The sequence below is a fragment of the Undibacterium pigrum genome, assembly GCF_003201815.1.
In the GTDB taxonomy this organism is placed as follows: Bacteria; Pseudomonadota; Gammaproteobacteria; order Burkholderiales; family Burkholderiaceae_D; genus Undibacterium; species Undibacterium pigrum.
The window spans coordinates 195,346-216,990 of sequence record NZ_QJKB01000004.1; the positions used below are offsets into that span (position 1 = coordinate 195,346).

Here is a 21,645-nt window from a genome sequence, read left to right on the forward strand (position 1 = left end):
TAGTGGTGTCGATTTTATGGTGACTCTTTACTATACAGCATGCAAATCTGTCTGGTAAGTGTAGCAAATACTCGACGCACATGTTCTGGCATGTGCATTTCTTGAACAGGCAGCAGTAAATAGTTGATTAAGAATTGTATACCTCGTGGCTGACCCGATTATCGCCATCCTTGTATTGCACAGGTTCGCAGAGGTTCTTTTGCGGGCTGAGTTTGTATGATTTGCAGATGAAGCCGGTTTTGGGACATGCAGATTCCAGTTTGACAAAGAAGGCACGGATTTCACCGGGTGAATTTTCATGATTGAAATGCTCGCGCACCATGGCAGTGCATTGCGTGAGTTTTTCAGGTGTGATGCCGGCAGGTGCACCTTTTTCATAAGCCTTGTCTTTTGCATAGATATTGCCAGACTGGATTTGCGGCTTGATTGGTAAAGCGCCCAGGGTTTTATCATTTCCAGTTTTATCTGCATCAGCAGTTGATGCAGGACTATCACTTGCTTTGGCGCTATTGAGAATTATCTTGCTATCCTTGGGGGCATTTTGCTGATCACCAAAATGTAGGCGGCCATCCTTATCACGCCATTGATGAATTTCCCCGGCATGGCTGATAGACAGGATAAAAAATGTAGCTGCCAACATGAGTGACTGAATAATATTCATGAAGCTTTGCTCGCCTTGTTTTTCTCGGTTTTTCTTTGCAAGACAAAAATAGGCTGGGCCCATTCCGTATCTTTTTTCTTCTTGCTGGTGATCAGCGTCAGTTCTGATGGATCGTAGACGTCAGTGTTATGCGTCAGCGGCGTCGTCATCAGGTACTGGGCATCGGTATTTTTCAGGAACTCACCCACCAGCTGGATATTGCGTATATCCAGATGGGCGAAAGGTTCATCGATGAAGACAAAGCCGCCTGAGCCATCGTCAGATTTCAACAGGCCTATCAGCAGGATCAGTGACTTCATGACTTGCTGGCCGCCTGATGCTTCGCCGTCGTTCATGCCTATCGGGCCCTTGCCATCAAACTTGAAGCGTACATGCAAGCCAGCCTGGGCCAGTTGTATGTCGTCATTTTCCAGCTTGACCGGGTCGGTATGTACTTCTATACCAGCCAGCTCACCGAGTTGCTTGATGTTCTTGCTATACGACTTGATCGTGAAGCGCAGCCTGTCCATATAGGCGGCGCGGGCATTCACGGTAGCTTCTATCGCACGATTATTCTGATAGCGACGTTCATCAGTCTCAGCCTGGCGGCCTTGCAGCAGGGCGTTCAGGCGGGTGTACTGATCGACCACGGTAGAGTCGGTTTCCCAGTCATCACGCGCCAGATTATTCGTCAGGCTGCGTATGCGCAATTCTATCTGGTGGACGTTTTCATGCTCGGCCACCAGTTCCTTGCGGTGGGAGGAACGTTTCCAGTTATGTGGCAGGGTATGCCAGGTATCGCGCATGGCGCGCAGGGTCTCAAACTGGTCTTTGCGTTCATCGGCGTGGCGTTTTTCTGATGTGCGCAATTGGGCTTCGGCATCGGCAATCGCCGCTTTTGCCTGCTCCCATTTCAAATGAGCGACCGAGCGTTGTTCGGTAGCTGCTTTCAGCAAAGGTGCAATTTCACCGAGGCGACCGCCGACTTCCATGCGCTGCTGTTTCAGTGGCTGGGTATTGCGACTGGCTTCTTCAAATTCGGCATGGCGGGCACTCAGTTCTTTCGCCGCATCGACACCTGCCAGGCGCGCCTTGTAGGCGCTGATGTCACCTGCGAGTTTGCTGATCTGCATGGTCAGCACATCTTCTTGCGACTGCAGGCGTGGCAAAGACTTCAGCAGGGCTTCCAGGCGCTGCGTGCGGCCCGCATTACCAAAGCGATAGCGCGATACTTCGACGAATAAGGAGCGACCACCACGGCGTTCGAAATGATAGGCATCAGGCGTAATCCATTCCTGATTCTTAGGCAACTTCATGCCCAGTTCAATGGAGCCTACGGTATCGATGCGCTGCAACTGTTCTATCAGCCAGCCAGGTGCCTGGCCAGTGAAGTTGACGACAGACAGCAGGCTCTGGTCCTTGACCACGGGTGCACTGATACGGTCAGGCACAATGAAGTGGCTGTAGCGCTGCTTTTCACCAATGCGGTAAGCGGCGGCGGCATCAGTTGCCTTGTCCAGCAAGATGACTGAGGTATAGCCGCGCAACACACCTTCCACTGCGGCCTGCCATTTGGGATCGGTAACTTCGACGATCTCAGGCAACATGCAGTGCGGGATATTCGCATCCGTCAGTGCACGGCGCATTTGGCGCACATTCTCAGGATCAGGCAGGGCAGACTTGCCTTGCAGGGCGGCGATGGTTTCCATTTCGCCAGCGATACGCTGGGTCAGGGCATCGCGTTCCAGCTTTTGGCGTGACAGTTCGGCTTCTTTTTTCTCCAGGTCATCTGCAATATTGGCGACATCGGCATCTGCTTCAGCAGCCAGTTTTTGCAAACGGGCTTTTTGTTCCAGCAGGCTTTCTTGTGGCTTCAGTTTGCTGTTGATCTGCCCCAGCTTTTCACGCAAGGATGATTCTTCCGCTTCCAGTGCGGCTTCTGCCTGTTTGGCATCGGACACTTGCTGCGCCTGTTGCGCCAGGTGCTGGCGACGGTCAGACAGGGCATGGTCTTGCGTCTTTAAAAAACGTTTGCTGGCACGCAGGGCCTGGCTGGTCGTACCCGCTTTTTCCAATGCTTCATGGTATTGCAGGGTAGGCAGTATTTCTTCCTGCAGATCGCGCTTTTCCTTGTTGAGGCTTTCGTACTGGTGGTAATTGGCGACGCGCAGGCGCAAGCCTTCCAGATTGGTTTTTGCACCTTCCAGCTCGGTTTCAAAACGCTGCAATTCAGTTTCGGTATCGCGTTGATGGCGCTTGGCGTCATCATAGGCATCCAGGACTTCCTTGTCGCCAAACACCTGGAACACCAGGTCCAGTAACTGGCGCGGTGCGTATTCACACAGCTTGTCAGTCTCACCCTGTTCCAGTGCCAGCACCTTGCCCATGGCATTCGACAAGCCCGCATGTGACAGGCGCTTGCGATAACTTTCCACACCCAGCCAGTCATTGGCTTCCTGTATTTCTTCTATCTCGGTCTTGCCGCTGCGCATGAGGTACTGACGCTTCCAGTCACCGCCATTTTTTTCTATTTTGCAAAACAGCGTGACCTCATCTTCATACAGGCCGGACATGCGGAAAGGGCGGTTGGAAATCTGTGGCCCAACTGCGCTGTTATCGACTACCGCACGTATCCAGGCTGTTTGCTGGCCAGAATGGCGGGCGTAATGTTTGTATGATCGCCCCATCGAACATTCCAGGCCAAACAGGGTGCGCAAGGCGTCCAGCAGTGTGGTTTTACCCGATCCATTTTGCCCGGCGATGGTAATGATCTTGGCATCCAGAGGGATGTTCTTGATGCGTTGCCAATAATCCCAATGGACAAGTTCCAGCGATTTGATATGAAACATGGTGCTTATTCTTTTTCGGTATTGGTGTCGGTATTTGCGCCAGGACCGGCTACTGTGTCTGCGCTGGTATCGGTAGCAGCAACGGGAGTTTCCACGCTTGCTTCATTTGTTTCAGCAGATATTTCGGCTTCAACTTCAGGCGCAACTTCAGGTGCAACAGCAGGGACGATGATGGCTGGTGTACGTGGTACCGGGATCTGGAAAATATCTGACAGCGCACCATTGATGATGCGGTCTTTCAGGGTATCGGTATCCATCAGCAAATCCAGCAGTGGTCCTTCTAAAATCAGGTCTGCCTTGCGCTCAATAAAACCTACGCGTGCCAACTGGCCCAGGTTCATGTCCATGCGGGTTTTCTTGCCCAGCTTTTCACCAAAGTCAGCCAGCAGGGCACGGTAAGAAATACCTATCGAGGTGTCTTCCGCGCGCGGCATGGGCTTGTCCTTGCCGAACATATCGTTCTGGTCTTCTTCTGCCAGTTGATGGGCTTCCTGGCGTTCACGCTTGGGCAAAATAATCAGCGACCACAACACCACCAGCAGGGCCACACCGTCGCGGGCCAGGCCGAAATTATTGTTTTGCCAGGTTTCTTTGGTGCCGAATACCTTGGATTCGCTATCGCGTGTCAGTGCCAGGGTGACATAGTCGGCATACACGTTATCAACAAACTTCATGCCGCAGGCTTTCAGGCGTGTGTCTATCTCGGTACGGAACAATTCATCCGACAAGGCGCGCTTAACCAGCTTGTCTTCACGGCGCAGGGTCTGGTGCGCCAGCAAGCGGGCGATCAGGATTTGTGCATCTTCGATCATGGTGTTTCTCTTGTCTCTACAGGTGGTGCAGATGGTTCAGATGGTTCAGCAGATGCAGTTGGCTTCGCTTTGCGTGCAGGCTGGACCGCATTGGCAGCATCGGAGGCGCTCAGGCTGGCAATCGACATGGCCGCGACATGCTCATCATGCACCTTGTGCATTTTGTCTTTGGAGTTAAAGACCAGCGGCAGGCGTGCCAGTATTCCGGTTGCCCCTTGCAAGGCAGATTCGTTGGGGTCGCCCAGCAAAGGCAGCATGGAGGCACGGTAAGAAGCAATCGAAAAATTCGAAGGTAATAAAAGATCTTGCAGAGAGATGGGTTTTTCTGATGCATCGGCCTCAGTCAGCAAGGCCAGCCAGTGATCAAGCTCATGCAGGGCATCGCTATCATCATTGGCAATCGAGGGTGCATTTTCACCGGCAGGCAGGGCACCGGCAAGCGCAGACACGCGGTGGCTCAGCAGTTCACTCTCGGCCACGTCTATCATTTCTGAAGGCGTGATAAACATCGGCGTCACCGGTTTTGCCAGTGCATCGTCAGCCAGTGCTGCCAGATCGTCTTTTTGCAGCAGCCAGGTTTTGATATCGGTGGTCGATAAACCAGACTGACCCAGATGCACACGCTGGCGCTCAATCTGGTTCAGCGCGCGTGAGAACATGCCCTGCATATTCAGCAAGGCACTCTGGGCACGGCCTATGGCCTGCGCCGCCCTGTGGGTTGCTGCATCAGCCCGACTGTCATTCGTGATGGCATGGATGATCTCTGAACCTTTTTCTACCCAGTCACAGGCGGTATGCCATTTTTGCTGGGCAGTGCGTAACTGGAACTCTGAACCGGAGGCGATCGCATCCGAGAATTCTTCGGTCAGCTCTATCAGCCGACCCAGCAAGTGATGCAATTGTTCTACCGAGACGCCACCCACGGCCTGGGCACCTGCGACCTGGGTGAGCATATAACTCATCTCAGCCTGGTCATTGTTTTCTTCAACTTGCAGCAAGGACTCTATCGCTGCCAGTACATTGCGCGCAGTTGGCGCAATGCGATAGACAGACTGGCTGGCATCCCAGATCAGCAAGCCGGTAGAGCGCAGGCGCGACAATACCGTCTCCAAGGCATCTGCTTCGAGATAACCGAGTTTTGCATTGATATCGGCCCGGCTTAGCGAAGGTGTTTCCACATCCGCTGCCAACTCCCGCAAAACCAGCAGGCGCAACAATACGCCGTTGAAACCACCATGAAACAAAGCCGTAAAAGCCTGTAATACAGGCTGGGCGCGCTTCAGGGGGAATACAGCGGAAACGTCTTCGGGAGTAATACCAGGCTTGAAATAGGTCTGCAGAGCGAGATCGTCTTCGTTCTGAACCTCAGCGTCTTGACTTATATTTTGCATGTCGGCATTTTAACCGCTTGCAGCCTGCTTGAGTATTGTCAGGATTTTAATTTTTGATGATGCTAGCCAAGAAAATGAATATTATGTGCTTGCCAAAAATTCATTTTCTTAAAGGCTTTACAAGATGACTTTGCTATAAACTACAAGGTCTCTTGCCGTGAGGGCAATATGCTTTGCTTGAATCAATGCAGGCGTGACCTGTCATAGCGGTGTTGCAGGATTTGCAAAAGCAAAACTTCACGCTCAACTTCATCGGCATGCAAGAGGCGGGTAACCGCTTTGCGCGGTATTTTGAAATAGCGGCGGCGGTTGGAGCGCATGTCCAGCGTGCGCCAGCCTTTCCCGGTTAGCCAGTCCCATTGTTCATAATCAATAGGTACGATTAATTGCATCTTCAGGCGTTTGTAGACGACGGTACTGCCAAACGCTGGTTTTGGGCCAGGTGGTGGCAGTTCGCGTTCATGGCGCATTCTGAAGATAGTTCTGAAGCCGTTTTTGATAACGTCAATTAACATGGTGTTCTTATTGAAAAGCGAGGCGGTAGTATTTATTAGTTAAATCCCGTTATCCATTAGCTATATCCTGGATATCCGCGGGCATTAACTGACTGTCTTACGGACAACATTTAGTTTGTTGCCAGTAGTAAATTCGAGACGAATATTTTAGTCGTATATCAATTATTTACTGCACTTCTCTTGTGTAAGTTTGTGTAATCTTTCGGCTGCAAAGTTACAGTTTTTCACGTTTGCGCAGTTTTATTCTAAATTTGCGAGCAGCTTGCCAAAATGATCAGCAAGCTGTCGTGGTCCTTGATGTGGGGGGTAATTATTTGCAGTGTCTTGCTTATTGAAGGTAGGGAACATAAGCGATGCCATATTGTGTGGCTGTTGCGGTTTTGGCCTTGTTTTCCTGGCTTTCGGTAAAGCTTGCCAGGACGCCAGCCAGATTGATGCGGTTGGCTTGTACCTCGGCTTTCCAGTAATCAAAGCCCGCCTGATCGGGTTGACGACCCAGGATGTTTCTGTATAGGGTTGTCAGGAAACTGTCGGTAGATGGGTTGGCTCCATATAGACTCTTGAACTCAGCAGACTGCATGAAACTTGCCGCGACATTGAGCAGGTTGGTGCCTTTGTCCATTTCCTTGATCCAGTAGCCCAGTCCTGCAAGATCAGGCACGCGACCAAATGCTGCCTGGTAAATACGATATGCCTGTCCCGGTTTTCCTTCTATATCAAAGGCGACAGTCACATCTTTGAAGGCTATCCGTGCAGACGCGGGGACAGTCTGGCTTGCGCCATTGCCAGACTTGTCGGTAATGGTAAAACCAGCGTTCGTTCTGGTGATGGTATAGCTCGCCAGATTGCCATCAAAGCCCGTGGAGCTGACGGTAAAGAAATAAGGTTTGCCCCAGTCAGAAAAGAAACGACCCTGATATTGGCTGCGGGCTATGGCGAGATAATCACCAGCCTTGGTAAATACCAGGCTGGTACTGCCTTGATTGCCGTTAATGAAGCCGGTTTGCTCATCAATCAATTGCGCCACATTAGTAAATTTGATATTGCTGAACTGCCATCCAGAGATGCCAGGTGTCGTATAGACAGAGGAGCCAGAATCCATCGTCACTGCAAAACGGAAGTTGAGCGTGCTACCCACATACTTGCCCAGGTCCAGCTTGATATGGCTAAGCGCTTGCGGACTGGAAGTTCCTTTTTCTGAATATACGTCAGCCCAGCTGGCACCCTCATTGGTCGATACTTGCACCCGCAAATATTCTCCGGGCGTGGCATAGCCCATGGTCTTGTCAAATTCTACCTGGCCACCTTCAGTCACCAGCAGCTTGTTATTGTAGCCCAGGGTTTGCAGCCCAAAATCACCATGGAAGAGGATGAAATTATTGCTGCCAAATGCAGAATAATTGGGGGCCGTCGCAGCAGTCCAGCTACCTACGGCGTTCTTGACTGTCCAGGTGTCTGTCAGAGCAGCTCTGCGATATGTCTTCAAGCCATAGGCTGATGCATCTGCTACCGGCTTGACCTGGAAAAGCAGCGGTGCATTTACATTGGCGCTGGCGTTTGCAGAAACTTGCGCAGTCTCGGCACCAGGTGTCACAGTCTCGGGATCAAAGACAATGACCTTATAGTTGAATGTCTGGGCCACACCTGAGACGCGCACATCAGCGACCGTCACTGAATAAGTATCGTCTGCTGCTGGCCGGCTAGCCTTGCTGCTGTCTGTTGTACCTTGCAATAACCAGACTATCGTGTTCTCGCCATATCCCTTGGCCTGAGCTTCCATAGTCACAGGGATGTTGACTCCGGCTTTACTGATGCTGACCTTGGCACTGGAAAAATCTGCATCTTTATACGAGAAAGACCAGCGACCATATACCACAGGGTAGGGCACATAGCCTTTGGGTGGCCAGGCGATGAAATCGTCGCGCACCTGAGGCCGCTGAGCAGACGCATTTTTATCAAACACCCAGAGTGAGTTGGCGGAGTAAAGAGAGTTATTGCCAGCAGTGCCCGGGACGCTGCCTGAACCCATGTTCTGGGTTTGTGGATGCAACAACCACCGGCGGTGACCAACGGCAGTATTATTGCTGCCGCTATCTCCCAGGTAGCCAGAAGAAATGGCATCAGCACCCGCATTGCCCAGGGCCAGGTTGGAGTTGCCTGCTGCTTCGGCACCATCGGCGGTATAGAATTTCCAGCTTGAAGGCGGGCTATGGGAAAGTTGGCTATTGGCACTCATCATGAACGCAGCCTGCTGGCTCTTGGCAGAATATGCCGGGTCGAAAACCACGCTCGCCGGCACGCCCGCCAGGGCGCGGATCAGGTTGATGCGCAACAGGGTGGCATCCTGGTATTGCGTGCTGACAGTGCCCGCTTTTCCACTAGCGTAGTCACCGGTCCAGCCCATCGCTACATTTTCTGACTGTGCGTACAGGGTATTGTAGGCATTCCTCACCATTTCCCGGCTTTGCGTATCCAGCACCAGAGCGGGCAGGGCAGAAGCTGGTGCCGGTGCGGGCTGCAACAGGATAGTGCTGTTTTTACTGAGTGCCTGGTATTGCTTGAAATATTGCTCGAAAGTCAGGGCGTCACCAAGCTGCATGACTGGCTGGCTCGCAGTGCTGACTGGCGGCGGCCCTGCCATGGCTGTCTTGCCTGACTGTGTGACTGATGAGTTGTCACCACCACAGGCGGCCAGGAGCAAAGTCAGCAAAAGCGGCAAGGCAGATGAATAGGCCGGGAGTTTGCTTGCGCCCGGTTTTCCTGGCGCTGCTATCGACCGACCTGATGGTGAGATGTGATGAGTGGAGAGGCTTGTTCGTTTCATGATATCTGCGTGAGTGGCTGGGCCATCTTCAAATGCCCGTGACAGGGAAAAGATAACATGAAATTATTTTTGACCTGCATTTTCGCGATTCACCAGGCAAATACCAGTAATTGACATTTGCCTTCTGTACTGTTCCTGGGGGCAAAAAATCAGTCGTGTATTGCCTGGCCCATATTCAGGAATTGTGTCAGTGCCTCAATGGCTGCCCTGACTTTTTGTGGCTGCAAACCACGCTTAAGGGTAACGGCGAAAATACCCGCCCCGGGGAGTTGCCAGTCTTCCAGCACCGCCACCAGTCTTCCCGAGCGCAAATCATTGCTGACTGCATAGCTGGGCAGGCGTGCCAGGCCCATGCCTTCGGCCGCCATATGTGTCAGCAGGCGCACGCTATCTGTCATCGCTGACGGTGCCAGGCTGACTTTGACCGTTACGCCCTCGGCATTCTTCAAGCTCAGTATGGTCGGGTCACTAAGGCGTGTCATTGCAATGATTTGATAGCGATTCAAATCTTCCGGGGTTTGTGGCATCCCTGATTTTTTCAGATAAGCAGGTGAGGCGACCAGTACCTCATGCAAGTCGGATAACTTGCGAGCCACCAGGGATGAGTCGCGCATCCAGCCAGAACGTATCGATAAATCAATTTGCTGGCTTGCCATATCCACGATATTGTCTGCCACCTGTATGTCCAGCAATAATTTGGGATGGGCTTTGGTCAGTGGATGCAGTGCAGGCAAGAGGATGTTTTCTGCAACATCTGAGGACGCCGAAATGCGCAGGCGGCCAGCTATTTCGCCCGAGCTTTCGGCAATCAGGTCTTGCGCAGTTTCTGCTGCCGCCATCATGGCCAGGCATTGCTGGTAATAATCCTGGCCAACCTCGGTCAGCGACAGGCGGCGTGTGGTTCTGTGCAACAGTCGCACGCCCAGTTCATTCTCCAGTTGCGAGACGGCGGCGCTCAATACCGAGGTAGCCAGGTCCAGCGCCCGGCTGGCAGCAGAGAAAGAGCCATAGCGTACTACCTGTGCAAACAAAGCCATGCGGCGTAATTGATCAAAATGCATGGTCGAAAAATATCAATGAGATTGTTCTGTTTTACCGAAAGATGCTTTCCATCATACGCGCTTTTTCTGTTGTTGCCACTTGCTTAGAATAGCGGTAGATATCCAAAACAGGAGTAAGGCATGAGCATCAGACTACATATGATTTTTGACCCCTTATGTGGCTGGTGTTATGCCGTCAGCCCTTTGCTGAAACAGCTTGAGGCCCATTTCGATGGCAAACTGCCTCTGGTCTTCCACCCGGGTTTGCTGTTTGCCCAACCAAATGCCATCCCACCCAGCTATCGTGAACATATTATTGCTGCTGACCAGCACATCGCTACTTTGTCTGGCATGGCTTTTGGAGATGCCTACCTGGACAGAGTCAGGACGATAGATGAGCTGGTTTATTACTCCGTGCCTTCAGCAACTGCTGTGATGAGCCAGGCTGATGCATCAGGGTATGCCGCCTGGCAGATGCTGGAGAAAGTCCAGCACGCCCATTATGTAGATGCGGCTGATATCAGTGACATGCAGGTTTTACAGCGACTCGCAACAGAACTGGGACTGAGCGCCAGCGCATTCAATGCAGCTTATGCCAAAGCACATGCAGATTTGCCAGCACAAGTGCAGACTGCACACCAGTTGCTGCGCCAGGTTGGTGCCCAGGGCTTCCCCAGTTTTATACTGGAAAGCGAGGGGAAGTTCCAGCGCCTGAATCATAGTGTCGCTTATCAGGACAGCACGCGTTTTCTGCTTGAAATAGAGCGTGTATGGGAGAAGGATGAAATTCAAAAGGATGAGCTTCTCGTCGGCACTTGAAGCTGATTGACAGAAAATTTGTCAGCTTGTTGGCAAAAATTTCATAAATGTAAGAAAATGATCTCCATACAGACTAAGTCTGTATACACAAGGAGAACATCATGAGCACGACAAGAACTGAATTTGCCACTCTGGGAGGCGGCTGTTTTTGGTGTACTGAAGCCGTATTCCAGCAAATTCGCGGAGTATTGAAAGTAGAGTCCGGCTATTCCGGTGGCGCGGTGCATCAACCTACGTACGAGCAAATCTGTACCGGCAAGACTGGCCATGCAGAAGTAGTACGCCTGACTTTTGATCCTGCCATCGTCAGCTACCGTGATTTGCTGGAAATATTCTTCACCATTCATGACCCCACGACTTTGAATCGCCAGGGCAATGATGCGGGCACGCAGTATCGCTCTGTCATTTTCTACCACGATGCGCAACAGCAGGCATTGGCTGAACAAGTCGTCAAGGAAATGGCCATGGTCTGGGATGATGCCATCGTCACCGAAGTCAGCCAGGCGCCTATGTTTTATATCGCCGAGGATTATCATCAGAATTATTTCCGCCAGAATCCACAGCAGGGTTATTGCTCTTTCGTGGTGGCTCCCAAAGTTGCCAAGGCGAGAAAGATGTTTGCCAGCAAACTGATAGGCTAAGGCAGACCGGAGTATGCCTACCATATTTGAGAGACTCATCTCCGGCGAACTACCCTGCGCCAAAGTGTATGAAGATGCCCTGGTCTTTGCTTTCATGGATGCAGGGCAAGTCAATCCTGGCCACGTGCTGGTGGCCAGCAAGCTGCCCTATGTCACCCTGATGGATGCGGATGCTGCCACCGCCATGGCAATGATGCGTGCCGCCCACGCAATTGCCAGAGCGGTGCAAGAGGAATTCCAGCCGGACGGCATGACCATCTTGCAGGCCAATCGCGAAGCTGGCTGGCAAACCGTGCCCCATCTGCATTTGCACGTCCTGCCCCGTTTTGCCAATGATGGTGTGGAGCTGGGCTGGCCGCGCAAGGAACCAGGGCTTGAGGCTTTGCAATCTTATGCCGCGCGTCTGATGTTGAACCAAGAAATTCGTAGTCTGGCTTAAACGTTTCACGGCGCTCTTTCTTGGTGTTGTTCTTGCCAGAAAATTAAACTATTGAGTTTATTTTTTGCTATTATTCCCCTCTGAAGATTGAATAAAATCGAAATGGGGGAAAGCAGATGCCTGATTTTTTTAAGAAATTGCTATGCAGTGTATTGTTGATGTTTGCGGCGACTGTGCAGGCCAATGTCAATAATAGCGCCAGTAACAGTGCCAGTAATAACGTCAATACGACAGTCAGCAAGACAGACGAACCTGTCCCTCTGCATTTGAATCAATCATTTCAAATCGCCATCCCCGGTGTTTGCAGCACTGTCCTCAAAGACCAGTTCAATATGGTGGAACTGCGTATCGGTGGCGTGCTGACGCAATTGAAGCCTCTGGATTGCAATCCAGACCCCGGCATGAATAAGCTAAGTTTTTTCCTGCCCCAGCAAGACGGCAATAATAGCGAGGTGCAACGCGAGGCAATGATGGGCTCACCCTGGCGTGAACTCAAGAATAATTTCCGTCGCGATTTACCATTCAGCGTCAGCTTTAATAATGGCGCGGGTAATACTGTGCTGGCGACAGGCACTTTTCGTTACCAGATTTTGCAACCAGCCAATATCATGATCGGCTTTGTTTTTATTATTGCCGTGGCTTTTGCTTTGCTGCGACTTGGCCGTGATTCTGGCATGTTGCGGGATACTGGTACTTTGCCCGTTATCAAGCGTTCTTATAGCCTGTCCAGGGTGCAGATGGCATGGTGGTTTTTCATCGTGTTTGCTTCTTATGTCTGGCTATGGATAGTGCAGGAAGGTATTCCCGATATCTCTGCCCAGGCATTGGGCCTGATGGGGATAGGCAGCGCGACTTATCTGACTGCGGCAGGTGTGGATTCCAGCAAGGAGAGTGAATTTGGTGAGAGCGGTGGTTTTTTTGACGATATCATCACTGATGCGCAAGGCATCGCGCTTTATCGTTTTCAGTTATTGGTCTTTAATGTCCTGTTTGGTGTACTGTTTTTTGTCTATGTGATACAGCATGTCAGCATGCCTGATTTCGATGGCAGTATCCTTACCTTGCTGGGCATGAGCTCAGGTACTTATGCGGGCTTTAAAATCCCGGAGAAAGTGCCAAAGCCATCTGGTGATGACGCAGCTAAGGCGAGCACCATTATTACCGACCCGGTCATTGTGTCTGGCAACAATGCTGCCAATGCCAATGTCAACGCCAGTCCCGGCACGGCAACTTGAACTTACCTGATCAAAAAAACAGGGGGAGTCATAGACTCCCGCTGTTTTTTTAGCGTAGCTTGTTTCTCAGCGCATCCATCATTTTAGGGATGCTGTCCTTGCTCATGCTGTCAACGATCCAGCCCAGGCCCATGGGTACAGGACCGGGGTCAGTAAATACCTGGTATCTGACGACGGTCTTGCCAGGGTTGCTGGTGAGTGCAGACAGCTCCCAATAACCAGATGTATCGGCAATGGTTTCCTCTTGTTTCAATCCTTCCCAGGGCTGTAATTTCCAGCTCAGATGGCAAGTGACAGGGCTGACTTTTGGCGTCATTTTCAGCCGGTATTTTTTGACTTTGCCCAGCGGCAGATTCAGGGTGAAATCCACCAGTGCAGATTCGTCTGGCTGGCGCGTGACTTTGGCCTTGGCTGTATTGGGCATGAAACTGGGGTAGTCTTCATATGCCTGTATCGTCGCACAGACTTTGGCAAGCGGGGCATTCAGGATAGTGCCTGCTGCAAAAGTCTTGCCGTTGCTGTCAGGTTTGCTCTGGTCTATCAACTGCACTTCGGTTTCATTGAATTTGCTGGCATCGAGCTGTGCTGCATGGGCGGCAGTGGCCAGCAGCAGGCCGGAAGTGATGCCAATTAAGACAGCTTTATGCTTCATGGTTTATTCACGCCTTCACGTATTTTTTCTATATTCACTTTTTTCAGGTATTCAGGGATATTCTTCCACATGCTGTGGTAGCCATAACCACCTTTCATCAGCTCTTCCAGTGCTTTTTCCTTGGTCCAGGCCTGATACAGGATGCGGTACATGGCTGTCACCAGTCCGGTGCGGTCAGCACCGTGCATGCAATGCAGGAGTACCGGCCCGTCTTTTTCAGCGGCCTTGATCGCTCGCAGGGCAGAGACGACATTCTGGTCATTGATGCTCCAGGTATTGATGCCTATGCGCTGCAGCTTGATGCTGGAATCCTTGAATACCTTGTCGTCTGAATGAAAAGAGCGCAGGCTGACCACGGTTTTAATACCCAGTGACTGTAACAGGGCGACATCTTTACTGCTGAGCTGGGCGCTGCGGTAAAAGTCCTGGTTCACACGATAAAGGTTTTGCGCTTCTGCCACAGGAGTAGCCCAGTCTGCTGGACGGCTGTCCTGCGCACTGGCGATATTCATCGTCAATAACAGTGCAGCGCAAGACAGAACCGCCAGAGTACTGCTGCTACGCTTATTTGGCATTTTGCCGGACTTGTTGAACATGTTGTTTATACGAATAAAGATAGAGAAAAGTCGCGCCTATAAATCCTACCCAATAGTCGGTGGGGACACCCAGCAACCAGTGGATATGCCAGGGCACATCATGGGCATTGAAACGCGCAATACCATAAGCCGGATTCAGGACGAACCATAAAAAATCCTCAGCCACCCAAAACGTCATGATACTGGCAATGGCGCGGCATTCAAGTTTTACCGACCATTGCTGCAGCATGACAAAGGGAAAATGGAAAAACAGGCTGATGAAAGGGAAGACCCAGGCATGGTAGCCCGTCATGGCCCTGCCACCCCAGAAGATGTCCAGCAGCCAGTGCTTTTCTATACGCCAGGTAGGCAAATTGGCAGCCCAGCCGCCGCTACCTTCTATCTGGATTTCTACCTGTGCAAAGAATAGCGCCAGCACGCATACAAAAATAAAGCAGGCCAGGAATGCTTTGAATGCGTTATTAGCAGAGTTCGTAGCTGAGTTGTTAGCAGATTTCATCATCAACCCTGCTCTCAGACTGGTGTATCCAGTATGGTTTGCAAGACCTGTATGGCTGCCTGTGGACGACCCAGAGCCTGCGCCTTCACATGCATGTCGCTCAATTTATCCGGGTGCTGCAACAGATAATTCAGGCGATAAGCAAGGCTTACGTCGTCATAGGCTTTCAGTGCAACACCTTGTTCCAGCAAAAAGTCGGCATTGCGTTCTTCTTGTCCGGGGATCGGCGAGTTGACGATCATGGGCAGGCCCATGGCCAGGCATTCAGATGTGGTCAGGCCACCGGGCTTGGTAATCACCAGATCGGCGCAAGCCATCAGGCGCTCTACCTGGTCAGTGAAACCCTGGGGTAATAAGCGCCCTGGATAACGCAAGGCCAGCTTTTGCAAGGCCTGCAGGGCAGGGGCGTTTTTACCGGCCAATACGATAAGCTGGAAATTACCAGGCAGGGACAACAGGCGTTCAGCAACCTCGTCCAGACCACCAAGGCCAGCACCACCGCCCATCAGCATGAAGGTTTGCAGTGCCGGATCAAGCTTGAATTCTGCCGCGCAGGTTTTCCTGTCCAGCACTTGGGTAAAGGCTGGCATGATGGGGATGCCCGTGACATGGATGCGTTCAGCCGGTATGCCATTGATGCGCATGCGGTCTGCCACTTCTTCGCTGGCCGCAAAATAGCCTGCCATGTGCTCGTGCACCCACATCCTGTGTAAATCAAAGTCGGTGACCTGTACCCAGACCGGGCAATGCAGCCTCTCCTTGCGCAAAAGACGTGACAACATCTCTGCCGGCAGGAAATGGGTGCAGACGATAACATCAGGTGCAAAATCAGCAATAGCCTGCAGCAAAGGGCGGGCATTCAGGCGTTCTATGCCACGCCTGAGTTTTTCCATGGTGCTGTCAGACTGCGCTTCATTGGAGGCATGGTAAAGATAGCCCCATAAGGTCGGCGCCTTATTGACCAGCTTGATATAAAAGTCGGTATAGATTTTACGAAACCCGGCAGTGACAAAATCCATCACGTCCAGATGCAGGACTTCAGTGTCGGCAGCGTGTTGCAGCGCAGTAGCCTGTATGGCCTGGGCAGCACGCTTGTGGCCTGCGCCAGCAGAAACGCTCAATAACAAGATCTTTTTCTTGGGCATGGACTTCAGTGTCGGTAAAAAACACTGAGCATAACATGGTCTGTAAACCATCATGCCAAATTGTCTTTCTGACTATCTCTTCTCGGGAGATAGTCAGAGGTGCTAAATAACATCAAATAAGTTCAATTAAGCTCAGGGCTGCAGGCGGGATATCTTCCATGTGCCATTGTCATCACGGGTATAGATGATGCGGTCATGCAGACGCGAACTGCGGCCTTGCCAGAATTCTACGCGTTCTGGCAACAGGCGATATCCACCCCAATGGGCAGGGCGTGGTGGATGTTCGCCAAATTCTGCCACCACGGCAGTCAGTTTTTGTTCAAGGGCTTCGCGGTCAGCGATAGGCTGGCTTTGTTGAGAAGCCAGCGCGCTTTGACGGCTGCCCAGCGGGCGGCTATTGAAGTAAGTATCATTTTCAGCATCACTGAGTTTTTCTATACGGCCTTCTATACGTACCTGGCGCTCAAGCGCAGTCCAGAAAAACAGCAGGGCTGCATGGGGATTACTGTCCAGGTCCTGGCCTTTGGCACTATCGTAATTGGTGAACCAGGAAAAACCACGTTGATCAAATTCCTTGATGAGAACAATACGTGAGCTGGGTTTGCCTTCTGCATTTACGGTGGACAGGGACATGGCATTTGGTTCTGCTACATCGGCTTTCAAAGCCTGGTCAAACCAGTTGGCAAACTGGCTGAACGGGTCGGATGTTACATCTGCTTCAGCCAGGCTGGCTTTTTTATAGTCGGTGCGGATATCTGCTACGGACATGGTTTTCCTTCATCAATTATTCAGAAATTGTTAACGATGTTTTATGCGGCGATGCCTCGCCTTGCCTGCATTGCTGTACCCAGTGCTGCCATTTGTGCTGCAGAAAACAGGCGCTTCGCCATGGGGGCGATCTGGGTTTCTTCGGTTTGCATGTGTTCGGTATATAAGTCATTGAACAGTTGCACTGCAGCTGCCGACAGGCTGGCAGGTGCTCCATCATCTGCGCGCACAATCGCATTTAACTGTTTTTCCAGCTCTTGCCATTGCGCAGCCATTTCTTCATGCTGGCTCAGTATTTTTGGCAACAGGCTTGCCAGCAAGGCAGCATCTTCATCCTTTGCAGTCACTTGCAGCTCTGGCAATAAATTGATTTCTTCATCCTCATGATGAAAGGGCGCTGCCTTAGTGAAATAATTCAAGATGGCTTGCGCCGCCTGACGGGCATCCTGGTCTGCACCGTGGCTGGGCAAATGTTCCAGTAATTTGCTCATGGTCGCCAGTTGTTTGCGTATGCGGTCATGGCAATGCTTGAGTACGGCCAGCGGCTGGTCAAAGCCCGGGGCACTGTCGAATAAAGTAGTCATGTTCACTTCAGCTATGTTGATATGCTTATTATGCAATAGACAGGCTGGCCATGCTTGCGTCATATCAAATTCATGCCCACACTTTCTGCCAGGCAAATATATTCCCCGGCAATGGGCTGGTTCTGTCTGGCCAACTGACTAGCCACCTGAGTTGCTGCTGAGCTTGCTTTCAAATCTTGCAGATGAAAGCCAATTGGCTGCAAAAATGTGCCAAGCTGGTCCTGCGCCATACCGGACAAAAAGGGTTCGTTTTTTTTCCTGAGAAAAAAGTCAATGATTTTGCTGGCAGGCCGGAAGTTGGGTCGGCCATCTGCCTGGATTTCCATCCAGGTGAAAATCACTGAAACATCTTGAGCCGCTATTTTCATTTGCTGCAATAGCCGGGCAATGTCGCTGGTCTTCAGATACATGAACAAGCCTTCTGCAATAAACAGGGTCTTCAGGCTGGCATCAAAGTGCGGACAAGAGTTCAGCACTTTTGTCATGGATTGTGTGCCCAGTTCGGCAGCAATATAGTAGATGCGATTTGTGCCTGTGGTCGCAGAAGCCGCGCGTTTGACAGCCTGGGTTGCCGGGTGGTCGATTTCTATCAGCCTTAAACCTTCATGCTGCTCAGCCAGTTCCATGCATAGTGTGTCGTAACCCGCACCGGTCAAAATGATCTGCTGCGTGCCATTGGCGACAGCTTGCGCGACATAATCCCGGATGACTCTTTTACGCAAGACATAATGCAGCAAGATGCCTGGCAGTGTCATTTTTTCTGCTGCATAAGCCAGGGTACGAAACCAGTGGCGCGCAATCAGATTAGCCAGACGTGGGTGGCTGGCCCGCATGAGTCGTTGACCATTTGTCGCCATCGTATTTGGCACAAGGCCGCGATACCCAGGATCACGCGCCAGCATCTGCACGCCGGCCGCAACGATGAGCGCAGTGTTACTCGCCTGATCCGCCTTCATGCTGCCTGCTCCAGGCTAGTGACAAACCTTGCAAACATCGCGGCATGATGCTGGAACCAGGTACTCTGGAACAGCAGCTCAGGGTCCAATCGACGCTTATAAGCTAGGAAGTTCACAAAATTCGGATAGCAGTGGCGGATCTGTTCCGCTGTGGCAAAGCGCCCATAGGTTAGATAAAAACTGCCATTGCGCTTGATCGCCAGGTCTATCAGGCGGCGGAAGGCTGAGGCAGTTGCCGTGACACCGCTTTCTGTATGTTCAGTATGCAGATTGAAGATGACGCAGGCATAGTCTTGTCTGGCCCAGGGTAAAAAGCTTTCTGTGTCCGCTTCTATCAAACGCACGGTGCCATAGATAAGGTCAACACCATGTTGACGAAAATCCTGCGCTGCATCGCGCATGAAGGCGGGCAGTTCAGCCCTGGGTACATACAATTCGCCTATCATTTCTGAACCATGATGACCGAGCAGAGCATCTATCTTGTCGTGGTATCCATCCAGATAAGTAGTCTGTTGCAGCCTGTCACACCAGTAAATCTGACCTGAACTGGCCATATAGTGCTGGGCATAGCAATCAAAGGCGCGGCTCTTGTCGACATGGGCGAGTGTCAGCAATTGCTGCCATTGTTCATCGCTGAGTGCATGCTCCTCCCGTATGCTGCTGGAGTCCGCGACCGGGCAATAGCAGGAAAATACGCCACGTTGCAGAAAATCAGGGCTGGCTGGGTCTATGGCGAACTGGAAGTCCCCATAGACGTAGCCTGCATCCATGCGTTCCTCAAACGCAGGCATCAAGTCATCCAGCGAAATGATGCTGACATCACGGCGCATTTTTTGTCGGGCCGACAAGCGCAAGCTGACTTTGGTGATGACACCAAACATGCCATACCCGCCTATGACCAGTCTGAACAAATGGCTATTGCTATCGCGACTGCAATGCTGCAAATTGCCTTGCGCATCAAGCAGGCTAAAGCTTTCTACATCGCCGATAAAGGGGCGCATCTGCAGGCCACGCCCATGTACATTGGCTGACAGGCAGCCACCTATGCTGAGGTCGTCGGCACCAGTTTGTTTTTGTCGTATGCTCCATTGCTGCTGGCTGTCTTTTTGTGCGACTTCCAGGTAGTCAATCAGGGCTGGCCATTGTATGCCAGCCTCTACCGTGACTATGCCCTGCTCACGGTCAAAGGCCAGCACTTTATTCATGCCACGCATGTCCAGCAAGACTGCATCCTCAGCAAACTGTTGACCACCCATGGCATGACGGGCGGCGCTGATGGCAATTTTTTTGCCATTATTTCTTGCTTCAGCCAAAGTTGCGGCAAGCTGCGGCAGGCTGCTGATTTCGACGATGCGATGAACAGCTGTGAGGTTGAGTGCGGAATGTACGTCGTTGACACTCAGCGAATTGGACGGGATAGCTTCGAGCATAGTGGTTCTCCTGATGTTGAAGATATTATTTTGCGATTTAAGGTATTGATATACAATCTAATAAAAAATAGTATTAAATATCGATACTTGACGTAAGCTATCTTTCACAGAGAGAACGGGAATGCCATGAACCTGACTCAACAAATCACGATTGCCCTGAAAAAGCACCTCAAGCAAAAAGGCCTGACCTACGCACAATTGGCCGCGCATCTGGACATCAGCGAAGCCAGTGTGAAGCGCCTGTTTTCAGAATCGACATTTACGGTGCGCAGGCTGGAAGCGATATGCCAGTTGCTGGAGCTGGATTTTCTTGAGCTGGCAAGGCTGGCACGTGGCCAGCAAGAGTTGAAGGGCGAACTATCCGATGCACAGGAACAGACGCTGGCTGATGAACCCAGGTTGCTGGGCGTGTTTTACCTCTTGCTGAACCAGTGGCAAGTCAGGGAAATTGCCAGGCAATTCGATATCGCAGAAACTGAGCTATTGCAGTTACTGATGAAGCTCGAGCGTCTTGAGCTGATTGAATTGCATCCGCATAACCGCATCAAGTTATTAACCCATACCACTCTGCAATGGCGTGAGAACGGGCCTATACGCAGAAAATACCAGTCCAAGGTCATGGAAGAATTCTTGCAGAACGATTTTCATAATGAACAGGCAATTTTGCGTTTTGAAACCCGCGAACTCAGCGCAGCTTCGATTGCTGTTTTACAAAGAAAAATGGCACGATTGTTAACTGAATTTAACGAGTTGGCAGATATCGATGCCAGCCTGTCATCGGAACAAAGGCAGGGCATGGCCTTGTTGATGGCGACCCGGCCATGGGTATTTTCGCTATTCTCTGATTTGAAGCGCAAAGCCGGACGCTAAAGCGCGGCCTTTCACTGCATCAAGTAAAATAGCGCCTGCTTACAATGTCCAGCCTTTCGGCGCAATTTTCTTATGCAAGATGTAATAGATATCGATTTTGAACGCCGCTTCGGTGGTATTGCCCGTTTATATGGAGCTGCAGGTCTTGAGCGTTTCAAGCAGGCGCATGTTTGCGTCATTGGCGTGGGTGGAGTTGGTTCCTGGGTAGTAGAGGCATTGGCGCGCAGTGCCATAGGCCGTATCACCATGATAGACCTGGACAATGTGGCTGAATCGAATATCAACCGTCAGATACAGGCCAATACCGACACTGTAGGCAAAGCCAAGGTCACCGCACTGGCTGAGCGCATCGCCCTGATCAATCCCTATTGCAAGGTGAATGAAGTCGAAGACTTTGTCACGCCAGACAATCTTGATGCCATGCTGGGCCAGCCGGGTTTTGATTATGTGATTGACGCAATAGACAATGTCAAAGCCAAGACCGCCCTGATTGCCTATTGCCGTCTGCATGCGATACCGCTGATTACCATAGGCGCCGCAGGTGGCCAGACTGATCCCGGCAAGATAGAAATACGTGATCTCTCGCGCACTGAGCAAGAACCTCTGCTGGCACTGGTGCGCAAGCGCCTGCGTCAAAACCACGGTTTCCCGCGTGGTGCAAAAAGCAAATTTGGTATTGATGCAGTGTTTTCCATGGAAGCACTCAGCGTTCCTGAGACGGCAGAGGCCTGTGCAGTCGGCGCTGATGCTGGTACTAATGCCAGCGGCGGTGTTACTGGCTTGAATTGCGCCGGTTTTGGCTCATCCATTGTTGTCACTGCTTCTTTCGGTCTGATGGCAGCTGCCCAGGTCTTACGCAAGCTGGCAGCCGACGATATAGATAATCAGGCAAAATAATTTCCACATTTCTCAATTTTCATACAGATATTTTTGTATGGAA

21 protein-coding genes are annotated in these 21,645 nt (G+C 51.3%); 6 read left to right on the forward strand and 15 right to left on the reverse strand.

From position 1 onward, the window contains the following. Nucleotides 1–127: 127 nt before the first annotated feature. The 7 genes from DFR42_RS14520 to DFR42_RS14550 form a co-directional block, all read right to left on the reverse strand. Complete coding sequence (locus tag DFR42_RS14520) at nt 128–661, reverse strand: DUF4124 domain-containing protein (protein ID WP_170133536.1); 534 nt, start codon at nt 659–661, stop codon at nt 128–130. After that, complete coding sequence (locus DFR42_RS14525) at nt 658–3,489, reverse strand: ATP-binding protein (protein WP_110255719.1); 2,832 nt, start codon at nt 3,487–3,489, stop codon at nt 658–660. Before DFR42_RS14525 ends, DFR42_RS14520 begins: the two co-directional genes overlap by 4 nt. Nucleotides 3,490–3,494: 5 nt before the next feature. Continuing rightward, the gene (locus DFR42_RS14530) at nt 3,495–4,301 is read right to left on the reverse strand and encodes a hypothetical protein (RefSeq protein WP_110255720.1); all 807 of its coding nucleotides are present in this window, start codon (nt 4,299–4,301) and stop codon (nt 3,495–3,497) included. After that, nucleotides 4,298–5,692: a hypothetical protein gene (locus DFR42_RS14535; protein ID WP_245936979.1), complete on the reverse strand. Its 1,395-nt coding sequence runs from the start codon at nt 5,690–5,692 to the stop codon at nt 4,298–4,300. The genes DFR42_RS14530 and DFR42_RS14535 overlap by 4 nt, the downstream gene beginning before the upstream one ends. 182 nt (nt 5,693–5,874) lie before the next feature. After that, complete coding sequence (locus DFR42_RS14540) at nt 5,875–6,207, reverse strand: hypothetical protein (protein WP_146218857.1); 333 nt, start codon at nt 6,205–6,207, stop codon at nt 5,875–5,877. Nucleotides 6,208–6,535: 328 nt separating this feature from the next. Continuing rightward, nucleotides 6,536–9,031, reverse strand: coding sequence for a DUF4214 domain-containing protein (locus DFR42_RS14545; protein WP_110255722.1), 2,496 nt, complete (start codon nt 9,029–9,031; stop codon nt 6,536–6,538). Between the two features lie 149 nt (nt 9,032–9,180). Continuing rightward, complete coding sequence (locus DFR42_RS14550) at nt 9,181–10,092, reverse strand: LysR family transcriptional regulator (protein ID WP_110255723.1); 912 nt, start codon at nt 10,090–10,092, stop codon at nt 9,181–9,183. 120 nt (nt 10,093–10,212) lie between these two features. Between DFR42_RS14550 and DFR42_RS14555 the strand changes: the two genes are divergently transcribed. From DFR42_RS14555 to DFR42_RS14570, 4 genes are all read left to right on the forward strand, one after another. Further along, complete coding sequence (locus DFR42_RS14555; protein ID WP_110255724.1) at nt 10,213–10,890, forward strand: DsbA family protein; 678 nt, start codon at nt 10,213–10,215, stop codon at nt 10,888–10,890. A gap of 101 nt (nt 10,891–10,991) precedes the next feature. Further along, entirely contained in the window at nt 10,992–11,531 is a 540-nt protein-coding gene (gene msrA, locus DFR42_RS14560; protein ID WP_110255725.1) for a peptide-methionine (S)-S-oxide reductase MsrA, read from the forward strand. Nucleotides 11,532–11,544: 13 nt separating this feature from the next. After that, nucleotides 11,545–11,970: an HIT family protein gene (locus tag DFR42_RS14565; RefSeq protein WP_110255726.1), complete on the forward strand. Its 426-nt coding sequence runs from the start codon at nt 11,545–11,547 to the stop codon at nt 11,968–11,970. Nucleotides 11,971–12,086: 116 nt separating this feature from the next. Continuing rightward, nucleotides 12,087–13,205: a hypothetical protein gene (locus DFR42_RS14570; RefSeq protein ID WP_110255727.1), complete on the forward strand. Its 1,119-nt coding sequence runs from the start codon at nt 12,087–12,089 to the stop codon at nt 13,203–13,205. A gap of 49 nt (nt 13,206–13,254) precedes the next feature. On the opposite strand, the gene DFR42_RS14575 is transcribed toward DFR42_RS14570, so the two are convergent. The 8 genes from DFR42_RS14575 to DFR42_RS14610 all read right to left on the reverse strand — a co-directional run bounded on the left by DFR42_RS14575 (nt 13,255) and on the right by DFR42_RS14610 (nt 19,835). Further along, nucleotides 13,255–13,857, reverse strand: coding sequence for an SRPBCC family protein (locus DFR42_RS14575; RefSeq protein ID WP_110255728.1), 603 nt, complete (start codon nt 13,855–13,857; stop codon nt 13,255–13,257). Then, nucleotides 13,854–14,453 (reverse strand): dual specificity protein phosphatase family protein, encoded by a 600-nt coding sequence (locus tag DFR42_RS14580; protein WP_245936980.1) that lies wholly within the window; start codon nt 14,451–14,453, stop codon nt 13,854–13,856. The genes DFR42_RS14575 and DFR42_RS14580 overlap by 4 nt, the downstream gene beginning before the upstream one ends. Beyond that, complete coding sequence (locus tag DFR42_RS14585) at nt 14,422–14,955, reverse strand: hypothetical protein (protein WP_245936981.1); 534 nt, start codon at nt 14,953–14,955, stop codon at nt 14,422–14,424. The genes DFR42_RS14580 and DFR42_RS14585 overlap by 32 nt, the downstream gene beginning before the upstream one ends. Before the next feature lie 11 nt (nt 14,956–14,966). Continuing rightward, on the reverse strand, nt 14,967–16,097 hold the full coding sequence (locus DFR42_RS14590; RefSeq protein WP_110255729.1) for an MGDG synthase family glycosyltransferase: 1,131 nt from the start codon (nt 16,095–16,097) through the stop codon (nt 14,967–14,969). Between the two features lie 132 nt (nt 16,098–16,229). Then, nucleotides 16,230–16,865 (reverse strand): pyridoxamine 5'-phosphate oxidase, encoded by a 636-nt coding sequence (pdxH, locus tag DFR42_RS14595; protein WP_110255730.1) that lies wholly within the window; start codon nt 16,863–16,865, stop codon nt 16,230–16,232. A gap of 41 nt (nt 16,866–16,906) precedes the next feature. Continuing rightward, nucleotides 16,907–17,449, reverse strand: a complete 543-nt coding sequence (locus tag DFR42_RS14600) for a hemerythrin domain-containing protein (protein ID WP_110255890.1) — start codon at nt 17,447–17,449, stop codon at nt 16,907–16,909. Between the two features lie 59 nt (nt 17,450–17,508). Next, on the reverse strand, nt 17,509–18,405 hold the full coding sequence (locus DFR42_RS14605; RefSeq protein WP_110255731.1) for a class I SAM-dependent methyltransferase: 897 nt from the start codon (nt 18,403–18,405) through the stop codon (nt 17,509–17,511). Then, a complete protein-coding gene (locus tag DFR42_RS14610; protein ID WP_110255732.1) occupies nt 18,402–19,835 on the reverse strand; it encodes an FAD-binding oxidoreductase in 1,434 nt (477 codons plus the stop codon). The genes DFR42_RS14605 and DFR42_RS14610 overlap by 4 nt, the downstream gene beginning before the upstream one ends. A 126-nt stretch (nt 19,836–19,961) precedes the next feature. Here DFR42_RS14610 and DFR42_RS14615 point away from each other — a divergent pair, with 126 nt between their 5' ends. Beyond that, entirely contained in the window at nt 19,962–20,705 is a 744-nt protein-coding gene (locus DFR42_RS14615) for a helix-turn-helix domain-containing protein (RefSeq protein WP_110255733.1), read from the forward strand. Between the two features lie 72 nt (nt 20,706–20,777). Continuing rightward, nucleotides 20,778–21,602 (forward strand): tRNA cyclic N6-threonylcarbamoyladenosine(37) synthase TcdA, encoded by an 825-nt coding sequence (gene tcdA / locus DFR42_RS14620; protein ID WP_110255734.1) that lies wholly within the window; start codon nt 20,778–20,780, stop codon nt 21,600–21,602. Nucleotides 21,603–21,645 lie beyond the last annotated feature (43 nt).

Coding starts and splice junctions, on each gene's coding strand:
- DFR42_RS14520 (WP_170133536.1), bottom strand. CDS start 661: ATGAATATTATTCAGTCACTCATGTTGGCAGCTACATTTTTTATCCTG.
- DFR42_RS14525 (WP_110255719.1), bottom strand. CDS start 3,489: ATGTTTCATATCAAATCGCTGGAACTTGTCCATTGGGATTATTGGCAA.
- DFR42_RS14530 (WP_110255720.1), bottom strand. CDS start 4,301: ATGATCGAAGATGCACAAATCCTGATCGCCCGCTTGCTGGCGCACCAG.
- DFR42_RS14535 (WP_245936979.1), bottom strand. CDS start 5,692: ATGCAAAATATAAGTCAAGACGCTGAGGTTCAGAACGAAGACGATCTC.
- DFR42_RS14540 (WP_146218857.1), bottom strand. CDS start 6,207: ATGTTAATTGACGTTATCAAAAACGGCTTCAGAACTATCTTCAGAATG.
- DFR42_RS14545 (WP_110255722.1), bottom strand. CDS start 9,031: ATGAAACGAACAAGCCTCTCCACTCATCACATCTCACCATCAGGTCGG.
- DFR42_RS14550 (WP_110255723.1), bottom strand. CDS start 10,092: ATGCATTTTGATCAATTACGCCGCATGGCTTTGTTTGCACAGGTAGTA.
- DFR42_RS14555 (WP_110255724.1), top strand. CDS start 10,213: ATGAGCATCAGACTACATATGATTTTTGACCCCTTATGTGGCTGGTGT.
- msrA (WP_110255725.1), top strand. CDS start 10,992: ATGAGCACGACAAGAACTGAATTTGCCACTCTGGGAGGCGGCTGTTTT.
- DFR42_RS14565 (WP_110255726.1), top strand. CDS start 11,545: ATGCCTACCATATTTGAGAGACTCATCTCCGGCGAACTACCCTGCGCC.
- DFR42_RS14570 (WP_110255727.1), top strand. CDS start 12,087: ATGCCTGATTTTTTTAAGAAATTGCTATGCAGTGTATTGTTGATGTTT.
- DFR42_RS14575 (WP_110255728.1), bottom strand. CDS start 13,857: ATGAAGCATAAAGCTGTCTTAATTGGCATCACTTCCGGCCTGCTGCTG.
- DFR42_RS14580 (WP_245936980.1), bottom strand. CDS start 14,453: ATGTTCAACAAGTCCGGCAAAATGCCAAATAAGCGTAGCAGCAGTACT.
- DFR42_RS14585 (WP_245936981.1), bottom strand. CDS start 14,955: ATGATGAAATCTGCTAACAACTCAGCTACGAACTCTGCTAATAACGCA.
- DFR42_RS14590 (WP_110255729.1), bottom strand. CDS start 16,097: ATGCCCAAGAAAAAGATCTTGTTATTGAGCGTTTCTGCTGGCGCAGGC.
- pdxH (WP_110255730.1), bottom strand. CDS start 16,865: ATGTCCGTAGCAGATATCCGCACCGACTATAAAAAAGCCAGCCTGGCT.
- DFR42_RS14600 (WP_110255890.1), bottom strand. CDS start 17,449: ATGACTACTTTATTCGACAGTGCCCCGGGCTTTGACCAGCCGCTGGCC.
- DFR42_RS14605 (WP_110255731.1), bottom strand. CDS start 18,405: ATGAAGGCGGATCAGGCGAGTAACACTGCGCTCATCGTTGCGGCCGGC.
- DFR42_RS14610 (WP_110255732.1), bottom strand. CDS start 19,835: ATGCTCGAAGCTATCCCGTCCAATTCGCTGAGTGTCAACGACGTACAT.
- DFR42_RS14615 (WP_110255733.1), top strand. CDS start 19,962: ATGAACCTGACTCAACAAATCACGATTGCCCTGAAAAAGCACCTCAAG.
- tcdA (WP_110255734.1), top strand. CDS start 20,778: ATGCAAGATGTAATAGATATCGATTTTGAACGCCGCTTCGGTGGTATT.